Raw genomic sequence first — 12,854 nt, forward strand, 5'->3', positions numbered from 1 at the left:
ATCAGGACGCGGTCAACCATGGCGGGAACAAAAACGCCGGCGCAAGGCCGGCGTTTTCATGAAAAAATATAGTCCGCTCAGTGCGGCATTTCGCGACCGTTGATCGTCACCTTGCCGGCTTTGTCGACCTTGACGTTCCAGGTCATCGAACCGTCGCTTTCCTGCTTGCCGAAACCCTTCATCATCAGCAGGCCGAAGGAGGCCTGGCCGTATTGCGGCACCTTGGCGGCATTGGCCTGCAGGTAGTTGACTGTCTTGTCGAGGTCGCGCGCCTTGATCGTCACGTCGGCTTCGGGCCTGTCGCTGTCATTGGGGTTGACCAGCATCGTGCCGGTCAGCGACACGTCGTAGACATCAGACTTGGCAAAGACATTGGTGAATTCGATGTGCATGCTGCCATCGGGAAGGATGATCTTGTCGATCGCGGCGGAGTCGGCTGCCGTCAGCGGGTCGTCCTTGGTGAAGTCAGCATGTTCGAGCGCGTAGGAGACGACACCCTCGACGTTAAGGCCGGTGATGGCTACGCCGAAGCTCACTGATTTCGGCACTGCGCCCTCCGTGCCCGGAGGCAGGAGGCCGGCCGGCACGGTCGGGTCATTGGCGCTGAATTCGAAGCCGACGCGCGTGTCAGGCTTGATGCCGTTGAAATCGACCTTGTAGCCGATATCCGCCAGCTTCATCTGCATGTTCTGGGCGCTGATATTGATGTTGTGGAACTTGATGTCCTCGACCAGATTGTCGGTGAAAGGCACGTTGGCCTTCAGCAGCACCTTGAGCTTGGCGCTTTCGTCGGCCGTCAGCGTTTTCGTATTCGCCTTGAACTTGTCGAGCGCGAAGACGATCAGGTCGCGCATTGGGGCGAAGCCGATCTTGTCGGCCTTGACGTTTCCGTCGAGGCTCTCGGCGGTGATCGAAACCGGACCGGAATTCGGATCCGAGATGATTTCACTGAAACCCTTGGCGTTCAGGACCGCAGTGAGATCGGCGAAGCCATTGTTGACGTTGTCGGTGTGGGATTCGCCCGTGTAGGAATCGATGCCGACCTGGACATTGCCCGGCCCATTGTCCGATGCGAATTGGAGCTTATTCACAGTGGCCTTCGACGTGCGGAAGAAGCTGAGCTGCGGATCGAAGAGGGATTCGTAAGAATATTTGCCGATCGAATAGGTGAAATTCGATTTCTTGCCTTCGGCGGTGAAGAAGCCGGAAACGTTGAGGTTGTCGTTCGCCTCGGTCTTCCAGGTACCGTCATCCTGCGGTGTCAGGAACTGCACGAACGGACGTAGCCCGTTGATGGCGAATTCGGTGGGTTTCAGGTTCTTCAGGAAGGGAGCGATATCGACCGAGACCTCATAGCGCTGGGTGCTCGGCGTCACTTTGAGGAAGCCGCTGTCGACAATGTCCTTCGGCAGATAGTAAGTCAGTTTGTCGAAGATCTGCTTGGCGCCGGCTTCCGAAACGTCGGCGGCTCTGGCCTGCATGGGCGAAAAAGCCACGACAATTGCAACGGTTGAATACAGCGCAGCGCGCATGGTAGAACCTCCAAATACCTGTTTTCCCCCGGCACTCTGCCCGCTCGCTTGGAGAGCGTCAATGCCGACTGAAGCTTTAGGATCAAAACTCAATTAGGATAGGTGTTGTGCAGGTTGGATTTTGTTTCTGAGTAGGAGGAAAGGTGCAGGAAATGCCGACCATTTTCAAACCTTTCCGACGCCCGCAGGAACAAAATCCAGCCTGCCCTCCGGGTTGGCCGGGATGGGCCGCCTGATTGCAAACAATGCTCGACAAGACCTCAGGTCTTGCCTTGCGCTTGTTTGCTTCCATTCAATCCCATCCCGGCCAACACAACACCTATCCTCATTGAGTTTTGATCCTAACGTCTGAGCGTGACGGTTATTCGAGAGCGCCTTGCGTTCACCCGACATTTGCTATATGAGCGCCGCCATCCACCGGGACACCCTTGGAGGCACGGTGGAGGTTTGTCGCAAGACAGGCCGGTTTTCGGCGTCAAAACTATGCCGGGGACCCTCCATAACACTAGAAAGGAATAGCCATGAGCCACGTTGCTTACGAGCTCAAGGCCGAGCTGCGCGATCGGGTTGGTAAGGGGTCCTCCCGCGAACTTCGCCGCAACGGCCTCGTTCCTGCCGTCATCTATGGTGACAAGCAGGCCCCCATCTCCATCGCGCTTCCGGTCAAGGAGCTGACGCTCAAGATCCATGCCGGTGGTTTCATGACGACGGTGGCAACCATCGACGTCGACGGCAAGAAGATTTCCGTCCTGCCGAAGGACTACCAGCTCGACCCGGTCAAGGATACCACTGTGCATGTGGATTTCCTACGCGTGTCGGCGACCACCAATGTGACCGTTGAAGTGCCGGTCCACTTCGTCAACGGCGAAAAGTCGCCCGGCATGAAGATCGGCGGCGTGCTTAACATCGTTCGCCACGAAGTCGAGCTGCATTGCCCGGCCAATGCCATCCCGGAATTCCTCACCGCTGACCTCAGCGGCCTGAAGATCGGCGACGGCGTCCACATCTCGCAGGTCAAGCTGCCCGAGGGTTCGACCCCTGTTATCGCCGACCGTGACTTCACGATCGCCACGATCGTCGCTCCGGCCGCCGGCGTTACCGAAGAGGCTGCTGCCGAGGCCTGATGTAAGGCGGGTCTCCCGCATCATCAAAGAACGATTGACCCCGCTCGGTTCCCCTGCCGGCGGGGTTTCGTTTTGTGCGCCCGGACCGTGAATAGAATTGCGGCTCCGGTTTTCAGCAGAATTTAAGACATGCTGGTGTAAGAACGCGGACGAAGGGGCTGGGGGGCACGCATCAGCCACGGTATGAAATTCGCGTTGCGGAAGTTCCAGGGGTCGAATTGCGCCGATGCTGACGCATTCAGTCGAGAACCGCTTCATTTCGATCATCTTTGCCGTCCTGGTATTGGTCGTCGCGCCTCTCTTCGTCCTGTTTTTCCATCTCTCCGAGGATAGGTCCGCCAAGGACGCCGCCGACCGCAGCCAGATCATGATCGAGGCGAACGCCAAGGCGCTCGGCAAGCCGCTCTGGGATTTCGATGACGAAAGCGTCGAGCAGATCGTCAAGGCAATGGCAGCCAGCCACGTCGTCGTGCAGATCGCGGTCCACGATCTCTCGGGCCAGATTCACGTGGCGATGCCCGAGAAGGCCGATGTCGGCAATTCCACGCGCCTCTCCCTGCCGATCACGTATCGGACGATCGAGGGGCTCAAGACCGTCGGCCAGATCGACATGTATGTCGCGCGGCGGTCGCTGTTCGACGGCACCTATCGAGACGAATGGGCTATCATCGCCATCTTCGTCTTCGCCGTGCTCGTCGTCTTCGTGACGGCGATCGTCGGAAACCGGCAGTTGGTGATCAAGCCGCTGGCGCGGTTGACCACGGCCATCGAGGCGACGCGACGGCTCGGCTCTCGCCATAAGGTCGACTGGGTTTCCGGCGACGAAATGGGCACGCTCGCCGCCAATTTCAATGAAATGCAGGACCATCTGGCCGCCGAGGAGCGACAGATCCGGCTGGCCCACGAACGCGCGACGGATATCTATAACCGGACACCGGCCATGCTCTACTCGGTGGACGCCGGCGACCGGTTGACGGCGGTCAGCGACTATTGGCTGCGTGCGACCGGCTATGACCGCGATGACGTGATCGGGCAGTCGTTCGAGAGTTTCGTTATCGACACCGACCGGCCGATCTACGAGGCACGCCATGGCGTTGCCGGCGGCATCACGGTCAAATTCCGCCGCGCAGACGACAGCTTCCTGGACGTGTTGATCATGGAAGCAACGGTCGCCGAAAGCGAGATGCAGGGCGAACTGTCGCTGGCGGTGATGACCGACGTCACCGAACTCAAGGCCGCCGAGCAGCGCAACCACCTGCAGGCGATCACCGATCACCTGACCGGCCTGCTCAACCGCCAGGGCTTCGAGCATGCTCTCGAGCAAAAGATCAAGGTTGCAGACAGCGATAAATCTGCGCTCGCCTGTCTGTTCGTCGATCTGGATCGCTTCAAGTGGATCAACGACACGCTCGGCCACGGTGTCGGTGACCGGGTGCTGCAGCAGGTCGTGGCGCGGATGCGCTCGCAACTGCGCTCCGTCGATACGATCGCGCGGATCGGCGGTGACGAATTTGCCATCCTGTTGTCGGCCTCTGCCGCAGAGCGGACAGGGCTCGACGTATCGAACCGAATCAGCCGCGCCATCGAGCAGGTTTTCGAGGTCGATGGGCAGACGGTCAATCTCAGCGCTTCGATTGGCGTGGCGCTCTATCCGGAACATGCCGAGAATGGTGCTGAATTGCTGCAGAAGTCGGATCTCGCGATGTATGCACGCAAGCGCAACGGCAAGAACGGCGCGCGGCTCTTCGACCCGACGCTTGCCAATGCCGCCCGCAACCGGGCCAAGATCGAAGCCTATATCGAAACGGGGCTCAAGGAAGACTGGTTCGACGCCTATCTGCAGCCGATCCTCGACCTCAAGACCGGCCGTGTTGCCGGCTTCGAAGCGTTGATGCGCCTCATCCATCCGGAACAGGGCGTCATACCGCCTGCCGGCATCATCCAGAATGCCGAGGAGACCGGCGCCATCATCCGCGTCGGCGACCGCATTTTCGAAAAGGCTGTGGCGCACTTGGCTCATCTCCAGCAGTATGAAGCGCTGCGGCAGATCTATGTCTCCGTAAATATCTCGCCGCTGCAGTTCGAGCCCGGCCTGCCGGAAAAGATGATGATGACCCTGATGCGCTATGGCGTGTCGCCGCGCAATATCGTCATCGAGATCACCGAAGCGGTGCTGATGCATCACAATCCACTGATCCAGCAGATCATCGAAGCTTTCGGCAAGGCCGGCTATCGCGTGGCGCTCGACGATTTCGGCACCGGCTATTCGTCGCTCAGCTACCTGCACAAATTCCCGGTCGACATTATCAAGATCGACCAGTCCTTCGTCCGCTCGCTCACTGAAGACGGGGAACTGGCGCGCAAAAAGAGCCGGATGCTGGTTGAAGGGATCAATACCATATCCCACCAGATGAACTGCCTGGTTGTCGCCGAAGGTATAGAAAAGGCGGAGCAGCGGGACATGCTGGCCCAGATGGGCGTCGATGCTGGTCAAGGCTATCTGTTCAGCCGTCCAGTGCCGAGCCGTGACATCATCGAGAAATATGCCTTGCCGGAAGGGCGCATCCCGGCGGCAAAGCAATTTGTATCTTAGACATGTGGATATCACGAGACAGGAGCGTGCCTTGAAAATTTGGATTCTTCTTTCGAGCTTGCTTGTTGCAACGACGGCTCATGCCGATCCCCTCAAGTTGGTGACGGAGGAATATCCGCCTTTCTCCTATCGCGAGGCGGGCGCCTACAAGGGCGCCTCGGTCGACCAGGTCGACCTGCTGATGAAAGACGCCGGCCTGAAATATTCGATCGAAATGATGCCATGGGCGCATGCGCTGGCGCTGGCGGAGACGCAGGATATGACCTGCATCTTCACGACGGTACATAACCAGGAACGCGACAAGCATTTCAAATGGGTCGAGCCGCTGCTCCTCGACCGCACGGTTCTGATCCGCAGGAGCGGCTCCGGTATCAATCCTGGCACACTCGCGGAGGCGACGAAGTTTGTCGTTGGCACCCAGCGCGGCGATTTCACCGCTGATCTGCTCAAGGAGAAGAAGTTCCCCAAGGTTGACCTGGCGAGTGATTTCAATCTTACCCTGAAGAAACTGCTCGCCGACCGGATCGACCTGATGCCGGTTTCGGAAAAATATTACGACAAGCTCAAGCGCGACGGCGTACATGTCGAGACCGTGCTCCTGCTGACCGAACAGATCTATTCGATCGCCTGCAACAAGAGCGTCGCCGACCAGGATATCGCTAAGATGCAGACGAGCCTCAACCGGCTGATCCATGACGGGACGCAGGATCGGCTCTTCAAACAATACGGGCTCGATCAGCAGAGCAACTGATACCGACAGCACTGCCGCGAACGGCACCCGAGGCGCAAAGCCGGTTGGGGTCACGCGCGGCTTTGCTGCAGGGCAATTGGACTCGGGTGCCATGCCGGTTCGCGACGCTTCACGATTACGTCTGGCCGGGATCCTGGTCAATTGAAACCGCGATGCTGCAAAAGACCATTTTTGGATGTAATCTGGGATTGCGTTTTCGAGCGGATGCATGTGCGTCCGCGATCGGATTTTCCGTAAGGCAGCCATAGACCGTTGTGATCAGGAGGCTGGCGGCCACGCCGATAGGCCCCTTGCATATTCTTTTTGGAACACCGTAATTTAGCTGCTCTGCGGCCCGAGTACCGCTTCCCAGGCCTGGTCGATGATAGCGAGCTTGACAGCCTGCGCGGTGATATATTCCTGGCGGAAGCCGGCCGACACCCAGAGGTCCGAATGTCCGCGGCGCCCCTCCCAGCCGATCGAGCCAAGGTCCTCGGCCTCCTTCAGCTTGCGGGCGAGGTGGGTTCGCGACAGGCTGAGATGCGCGGCCATTTCGCCGACAGAAAAGGCCCCGACCCGGACGCGTTCGGCTTCGAGGGGTGCTTGCTCCATATTGGTGATCAGCCAGTCCATGACCAGGCCGCCATTGTCAAGCCAGGTGAATAGCGAGAAGGTCTTGTCCGGCTGCCGCACCGCCTTGGCGGCAAGCAGACCGTCGGCGACCAGCGGCTGGACTCCAACCAGGGCGGATGGGTTTGCCTGGAATGTCGCGAACCGACGGCCGTCGGTCAGGCCGTCGAGGGTGAAAAGATGGGACTGCAGCCAGCCGGCCAGCATGTCGATCGCCGGCTGCGACGGCAGCATGGGCCGAAGCCGCCGGTCATGGGTGGCTACGGATAGCGTGACATATTTGTATTTCACCAGTTCCTTGATGTAAGCGTCGGCCGTATTGCGGCTGGCGACACGGTGCTGCTCTACTCCTTCGAGGAAGCTCGACAGGTAGAGCCCGCCGCCGGAACCGCTGCTCAACGCGCGAAAATGCAGCGACAGGCCGATATGGGACATCAGCCAGCGCTGTTGCGTCGCGAATGTCGCCGACAGCCGGGAATCGCTGCTGAACATATGAAGCATTCTTGCCGATTGCGCCTGCACGTGATCGTGCAACGCCGGCAGAGCGAGAATATCGTCTGCAGTCAGTGCCAAATGAATCTCCACCCCATTAGAGTTTCATTTTATCAATTATACCGGGATTATGTCAGTTGCCCTGCCGACTCTTCCCCAAAAATTATCAGTCGAACAGGCTCGACACCGATTCCTCGAGGCTGGTGCGATTGATCGCCTCGCCGATCAGCGGTGCCGTGGAAATCACCCGGATATTGCGCGCCGACAGCACCCTGGTGGGCGGCTGGATGGAATCGGTAATGACCAGTTCGCGCAATTGCGACGAAGAGACGCGGTCAACCGCGCCGCCGGAAAGCACGCCGTGGGTGATGTAGGCTGTGACGCTCTTGGCGCCGCTGGCGAGCAGCGCATCCGCAGCGTTGCAGAGTGTGCCGCCGGAATCGACGATATCGTCGATCAGTAGACAGTCCTTGCCATGGACGTCGCCGACAATGTTCATGACCTCGGATTCGCCGGCGCGCTCGCGGCGCTTGTCGACGATGGCGAGGTTGCGATCGTTGAGGCGCTTGGCCAGCGCGCGGGCACGCACCACGCCGCCGACATCCGGCGACACGACGACGACATTGTCGAGATCATAGGTCGACTTGATGTCACGCGTCAGCACCGGCACGGCAAACAGGTTGTCCGTCGGAATATCGAAGAAGCCCTGGATCTGGCCGGCATGCAGGTCGAGCGTCAGTACGCGGTGGGCGCCGGCCTCGGTGATCAGGTTGGCCACCAGCTTGGCTGAAATCGGCGTGCGGCCAGAGGCGCGACGGTCCTGGCGGGCATAACCGAAATAGGGAAGAACGGCTGTGATGCGTCGCGCCGACGACCGGCGCATCGCGTCGATCATGATCAGCAGTTCCATCAGGTTGTCGTTGGCTGGGTAGGAGGTCGACTGGATGACGAAGACGTCCTCGCCGCGCACATTCTCCTGAACTTCGACGAAAATCTCTTGGTCGGCGAACCGCCGGACGCTTGCCTTGCCAAGTGACACATTCAAATAGGTGCAGATCGCCTCGGCCAACTGCCGGTTGGAATTGCCCGAGAAAACCTTCATGACCCGTTGCCTGTTTACATGCCGGATGCGGGCTTAATAACCAGCTTTCGCTTGAATGCAAGCGGATTCAACGGTTTTCCAAATCGGCCTTTTGCCACGGCCATGTCGATATGATCGCATCCTTCTATGTCACGAGAAATACAAACGCCCGCGCTGCCCAGGTCGGCCTATTTCAGGATTTTCTCAAATAGCGTTTTCTTGAAGCGATCGACCGGCGCTGGGTCGCGGTGCGCCTTGGCCAGCAGGTTCGCACCTTGCAGGGACTGCAGGATCAGCGCAGCCGTCTCCGTCACGTCGAGATCAGCGGGGACTTCGCCCGCTTCGATCGCCGCCCGCAGGCAATAGGCGTAGGCGGCCTCGATTTCGTCGAAAACGGATAGCAGTTTGTTGCGCATCTGCTCGCTGTCCACCGAGGCTTCGGCGGTGAAATTACCGAGCATGCAGCCCCGGCGCATGCAATCCCCATTCAAGAGATCGCGGCCGGTGTCGATGCAGGCTTCGAGCCGCTGCAGCGGCGGGCGCGTGTCATCGAGCAGCGTCTTTTCCAGCACATCTCTCGTCGCCGCCAGGTAGCGATCGATGATCTCCAGGCCGAATGCTTCCTTGGAGGCGAAATGGTTGGTGAACGAACCCTGCGGCACGCCGGCGGCGGCGACGATGTCACGCACGCTGGCATTGGCGTAGCCATGCTCGTGAACGACCCGCAGGCCTGCTTCGAGAATCTTATCCCTGTTCGATGTTCTGGACATGCCGACAAAGTGGTGGAGCGGGGCGGTTTCGTCAAGCGAATCGAGAAAAATATGTACGAGCGTATTGATAGGTCTTGAATTAAAATATGTACGTCCGTATTTTTCCGGTGGATGCAGTTCTGAAGGTACGCATCGTCCAACAAGGAGTTTTCCAGATATGAGCGAACAAGTGGTTCTCATCACCGGGGCACTGACCGGCATCGGCCGTGCCGCCGCAGTCGCCTTTGCCCGCGAAGGCGCCAAGGTCGTGGTTTCCGGCCGCAGGCAGGAGGCGGGCGAGGCGCTGGCCGACGAGCTGCGCGGCCTGGGCACGGAGGCGGAATTCGTCAAGGCGGACGTGCGTCATGAGGACGAGGTGAGGGCGCTTGTCGACAGGACCGTGACCCGATTCGGACGGCTTGATGTCGCCGTCAACAATGCCGGCACCGAGGGGCAGATCGGGCCGATCACCGACCAGACCGCGGACAGCATTGCCGAAACCTTCGACACCAATGTCGTTGGCACGGTGCTTGGCATGAAACATCAGATCAATGCGATGAAGGCCAATGGCGGTGGCAGCATTATCAACGTCTCGTCGCTGCTCGGCCACCGCGCCGCCGCCTATACCTCCATCTACACCGCCAGCAAGCACGCCGTGGAAGGCCTGACCAAGGCCGCGGCGCTCGAGCTTGCCGAGGCAGGCATTCGCGTCAACGCCGTGGCGCCGGGGGCGACGGAGACGGGAATGCTGAACCGGTTTGCCGGCAGCGACGAGGTCAAGGCATCCTTGGCGGCGAGCATCCCGATGAAGCGGATCGGCCATGCCGACGAAGTCGCCAATGTCATCGTTTTCCTCGGTTCCAACAAGTCGACTTTCGTCACCGGCCAGATCTACAGCGCCGACGGCGGCAAGAATGCCGGCTGACCAGAGTGTGAAGTGCGGGCGCGCCCTTGTGGCCAGCCGCTGACGGTCAAGGAGGTCGGGCGCACGACGCCCGGCCTCATTCCTGCTCCCGCCAGATTCGGCGCAGCATGTCGAGGAAAAGGTCTCGCTCTTGCGAGCTCAGTCGAGCGAGCATTCGCTGCTCGTGCCGTGCAGCCATGGCACGCCAGCTGTCGAGCTCGTTTCGTTTTTCCGGATTAGGATAGAGCCGCTGGATGCGCTTGTCCTCTTCGTCGTCCCGCTTGAGGATGATGTTTCGCTCATCCAGCTCCGCCAGCAGGGCGACGATGTTGGCGCGTTGCAATCCCAACAGCCTGCAGATCTCGGCCGAGGTGATGCCCGGCTGCTCGTCGATGACACAAGCGACGCTGAAGCTCGTCGGCCTGAGAAATGTCCTTGCGAACATGTCGCCGAAGTCGCTCATCATCAGTGCCGAGGCGCGGCGGAGATTGTAGCCGATCAGGTCGTCCAGTCTGACTTTTGGTGGCGTGTCGTTCATGCGAGGTCCATGTCTTGCCAAATCCATATTGCTATGTCATATAGCAATTATCGGCCGCGCAATAGCGGCGTCCCGCTCTAGCATGACTGGGCGGCGGCGAGGAGGAGAGATCATGAGTGAAATAGCAGATACGGTGGCTTTCGACATCGAGGACGGAATTGCCTGGGTGCGGTTCAACCGGCCAGACAAGCGCAATGCGATGAGCCCGGCGCTGAACCGGCGGATGATGGAGGTGCTCGACGCGATCGAGTTCCGCGACGATGTCGGCGTTCTGGTTCTCAGCGGCGAAGGCGCGGCATGGTCGGCCGGCATGGACCTCAAGGAATATTTCCGTGAGACCGAGGCCAAGGGCCTTGGTGCCACGCGCGGTGCGCAGCGTGAATCCTATGGCTGGTGGCGGCGTCTGCGTTGGTACCAGAAGCCGACGATCGCGATGGTCAACGGCTGGTGTTTCGGTGGCGGCTATGGCCCGCTGTTCGCCTGCGATCTTGCCGTTGCGGCTGACGAAGCGCAGTTCGCGCTGTCCGAGATCAATTGGGGCATATTGCCGGGCGGTGGGGCAACCAAGGTGGTGGTAGACCTGTTGTCCATGCGCGACGCCATGTACCACGCGCTCACCGGCGAACTCATCGACGGCAAGAAGGCGGCGGCCTGGAAGCTCGTCAACGAAAGCGTGCCGCTCGCAGAGTTGAAGGGGCGGGTGACCGAGATCGCCAAAATCCTGCTGACGAAGAATCCGGTGGCGCTGAAAGCCACGAAGGATGCGGTCCGGCGTGTGGCCGAGATGACCTATGAGAATGCCGAGGATTTTCTCGTCCGCGCCCAGGAGGCGGCAAATTTCCATGACAATACCGGCCGCAAGGAGGGCATCCGGCAGTTCATAGATGAGAAATCCTATAAGCCCGGATTGGGCGCCTACGACAAGTCCAAAGGCTAGCGGCTCAGGGAGGGAGGAGGATGCCAGACTGGAAAACACCCGACCCGGTGGCGCTGCATGCCCGCGCCACGCCGGATAAAGTCGCCTGCGTCGATCTCGCAAGCGGCCGGCAATGGACCTATCGCGAATTCGACCTGTCGATCGGCCGGATGGCGGCCTGGCTCGCCGACGCTTTAGGCATTCAGACCGGGGAGCGAATTGCCACGATCGCCCGCAACAGCGCCGATCTGCTCGTCCTGCAGCAGGCGGCGATGCGCCTGGGGGCGATCTTCGTTCCCGTCAACTGGCGGCTTTCGCGCCAGGAGCAGGCGCAAATCCTTGCCGACTGTAGTCCGGCGATGCTGGTGACGGACGGAGATTCTACTTCGATGCATCTGCCGGCTGGTTGTCGGCCTTTCGATATTGCGACACTTGCGGCTAGTGCCGCCGCTGCCGAGCCCGCCGAACGGCGGGAACTGCCGCCAGCCGATGCGCCGATCATCATCCTCTACACATCAGGGACATCGGGAAAGCCGAAGGGCGTGCTGATCACCGGGCAGAACGCGTTTGCCACCGCGGCAAATTTCGGCGTGCTGGGACAGGTCGGGCACGACAGTGTTTTCCTCTGCGACACGCCGATGTTCCACGTCATCGGCCTGATCACCTCTATCCAGTCGCCGCTCCTGCAGGGCGGTCGGGTGCTGATGTCGGCCGGGTTCGATCCCGTCGCCACCAATGATCGGCTGGCGGCCGAAAGTCTCGGCGTCACGCATTATTTCTGCGTGCCGCAAATGGCGGCCGCGTTGAAAGGGGCGGCCAATTTCGAGCCGCAACGCTGGAGGACGCTGAAAGCGCTGTTCACTGGCGGTGCACCCAATCCGCCAGCCAATATCCGCTGGTGGTTGGAACAGGGCGTCAAAATGGTCGACGGCTATGGCATGACCGAAGCTGGAACGCTGCTCGGCATGCCGCTGGATGCGGCGCGGATTGCCGAGAAGGCCGGATCTTCGGGCCTGCCGCCGCCAGCATTGTCCATGCGGCTTGCCGATGATGCAGGCGAAGTCGTGGAGGACGGCACCGTCGGCGAGGTTCTCGTTTCTGGCCCGAGCGTCACGCCGGGTTATTGGGCGCGGCCGGAAGAGACGGCGCGGGCCTTCACCGCCGATGGCTGGTTCCGCACCGGTGACCTCGGCAGGCGAGACGCGGACGGCTTTGTCACCATCGTCGACCGCAAGAAGGACATGTTCATCTCGGGTGGCGAGAATGTCTATCCGGTCGAGGTCGAGGCTGTGCTGATTGCACATGCGGATGTGCGGGAAGCAGCCGTAATCGGCATCGCCGATGCGAAATGGGGCGAGGTGGGCCGCGCTTTCGTCGTGGCGGCACCTGGGGCTGCTCTGACAGCCGAGGCGTTGGCCGAGCATTGCGCCAATGCCATCGCGCGCTACAAGGTGCCGAAGGAATTCGTCTTGATCGAGAGCCTGCCACGCAGTGGCGCCGGCAAGGTGCTGAAGAATCTGCTCAGGGATCGGTAGCGTTCGCTGTTGAGGGACGCGGACGAAAGA

11 protein-coding genes are annotated in these 12,854 nt (G+C 60.2%); 6 read left to right on the forward strand and 5 right to left on the reverse strand.

Features of this window, described 5'->3' with window-relative positions:
- Positions 1-77: 77 nt before the first annotated feature.
- Positions 78-1,532, reverse strand: coding sequence for a hypothetical protein (locus AC1DYF_RS05180; protein ID WP_477875613.1), 1,455 nt, complete (start codon positions 1,530-1,532; stop codon positions 78-80).
- 521 nt (positions 1,533-2,053) lie between these two features.
- Between AC1DYF_RS05180 and AC1DYF_RS05185 the strand changes: the two genes are divergently transcribed.
- The 3 genes from AC1DYF_RS05185 (at position 2,054) to AC1DYF_RS05195 (ending at position 6,000) form a co-directional block, all read left to right on the forward strand.
- On the forward strand, positions 2,054-2,656 hold the full coding sequence (locus AC1DYF_RS05185; RefSeq protein ID WP_477875614.1) for a 50S ribosomal protein L25/general stress protein Ctc: 603 nt from the start codon (positions 2,054-2,056) through the stop codon (positions 2,654-2,656).
- A gap of 229 nt (positions 2,657-2,885) precedes the next feature.
- Positions 2,886-5,249 (forward strand): putative bifunctional diguanylate cyclase/phosphodiesterase, encoded by a 2,364-nt coding sequence (locus AC1DYF_RS05190; RefSeq protein WP_477875667.1) that lies wholly within the window; start codon positions 2,886-2,888, stop codon positions 5,247-5,249.
- A gap of 31 nt (positions 5,250-5,280) precedes the next feature.
- Positions 5,281-6,000, forward strand: a complete 720-nt coding sequence (locus AC1DYF_RS05195) for a substrate-binding periplasmic protein (RefSeq protein ID WP_477875615.1) — start codon at positions 5,281-5,283, stop codon at positions 5,998-6,000.
- Between the two features lie 318 nt (positions 6,001-6,318).
- Here the strand turns inward: AC1DYF_RS05195 and AC1DYF_RS05200 are convergent, their stop codons facing one another.
- The 3 genes from AC1DYF_RS05200 to AC1DYF_RS05210 all read right to left on the reverse strand — a co-directional run bounded on the left by AC1DYF_RS05200 (position 6,319) and on the right by AC1DYF_RS05210 (position 9,153).
- Positions 6,319-7,182, reverse strand: coding sequence for a hypothetical protein (locus AC1DYF_RS05200; protein WP_477875616.1), 864 nt, complete (start codon positions 7,180-7,182; stop codon positions 6,319-6,321).
- Between the two features lie 85 nt (positions 7,183-7,267).
- The gene (locus tag AC1DYF_RS05205) at positions 7,268-8,203 is read right to left on the reverse strand and encodes a ribose-phosphate pyrophosphokinase (RefSeq protein WP_477875617.1); all 936 of its coding nucleotides are present in this window, start codon (positions 8,201-8,203) and stop codon (positions 7,268-7,270) included.
- A gap of 167 nt (positions 8,204-8,370) precedes the next feature.
- Positions 8,371-9,153 carry a TetR/AcrR family transcriptional regulator gene (locus AC1DYF_RS05210; protein ID WP_477875618.1) on the reverse strand — a complete coding sequence of 261 codons (783 nt, stop codon included), beginning with the start codon at positions 9,151-9,153 and terminating at the stop codon, positions 8,371-8,373.
- Here AC1DYF_RS05210 and AC1DYF_RS05215 point away from each other — a divergent pair.
- A complete protein-coding gene (locus AC1DYF_RS05215; RefSeq protein WP_477875619.1) occupies positions 9,110-9,856 on the forward strand; it encodes an SDR family NAD(P)-dependent oxidoreductase in 747 nt (248 codons plus the stop codon). The two genes, AC1DYF_RS05210 and AC1DYF_RS05215, sit on opposite strands and share 44 nt — an antisense overlap.
- Before the next feature lie 76 nt (positions 9,857-9,932).
- Here AC1DYF_RS05215 and AC1DYF_RS05220 read toward each other — a convergent pair whose 3' ends face one another.
- Positions 9,933-10,373: a MarR family winged helix-turn-helix transcriptional regulator gene (locus AC1DYF_RS05220; RefSeq protein WP_477875620.1), complete on the reverse strand. Its 441-nt coding sequence runs from the start codon at positions 10,371-10,373 to the stop codon at positions 9,933-9,935.
- Between the two features lie 112 nt (positions 10,374-10,485).
- Here AC1DYF_RS05220 and AC1DYF_RS05225 point away from each other — a divergent pair, with 112 nt between their 5' ends.
- Positions 10,486-11,310 carry a p-hydroxycinnamoyl CoA hydratase/lyase gene (locus AC1DYF_RS05225; RefSeq protein WP_477875621.1) on the forward strand — a complete coding sequence of 275 codons (825 nt, stop codon included), beginning with the start codon at positions 10,486-10,488 and terminating at the stop codon, positions 11,308-11,310.
- A gap of 20 nt (positions 11,311-11,330) precedes the next feature.
- Complete coding sequence (locus AC1DYF_RS05230) at positions 11,331-12,824, forward strand: AMP-binding protein (protein ID WP_477875622.1); 1,494 nt, start codon at positions 11,331-11,333, stop codon at positions 12,822-12,824.
- Positions 12,825-12,854 lie beyond the last annotated feature (30 nt).

Source organism: Rhizobium sp. P2_G9 (assembly GCF_056403475.1).

What these genes read in the sequence shown, in the direction of transcription:
- AC1DYF_RS05230 (WP_477875622.1), top strand. Translation starts at nt 11,331, where the DNA reads ATGCCAGACTGGAAAACACCCGACCCGGTGGCGCTGCATGCCCGCGCC.
- AC1DYF_RS05185 (WP_477875614.1), top strand. Translation starts at nt 2,054, where the DNA reads ATGAGCCACGTTGCTTACGAGCTCAAGGCCGAGCTGCGCGATCGGGTT.
- AC1DYF_RS05180 (WP_477875613.1), bottom strand. Translation starts at nt 1,532, where the DNA reads ATGCGCGCTGCGCTGTATTCAACCGTTGCAATTGTCGTGGCTTTTTCG.
- AC1DYF_RS05220 (WP_477875620.1), bottom strand. Translation starts at nt 10,373, where the DNA reads ATGAACGACACGCCACCAAAAGTCAGACTGGACGACCTGATCGGCTAC.
- AC1DYF_RS05205 (WP_477875617.1), bottom strand. Translation starts at nt 8,203, where the DNA reads ATGAAGGTTTTCTCGGGCAATTCCAACCGGCAGTTGGCCGAGGCGATC.
- AC1DYF_RS05225 (WP_477875621.1), top strand. Translation starts at nt 10,486, where the DNA reads ATGAGTGAAATAGCAGATACGGTGGCTTTCGACATCGAGGACGGAATT.
- AC1DYF_RS05215 (WP_477875619.1), top strand. Translation starts at nt 9,110, where the DNA reads ATGAGCGAACAAGTGGTTCTCATCACCGGGGCACTGACCGGCATCGGC.
- AC1DYF_RS05210 (WP_477875618.1), bottom strand. Translation starts at nt 9,153, where the DNA reads ATGCCGGTCAGTGCCCCGGTGATGAGAACCACTTGTTCGCTCATATCT.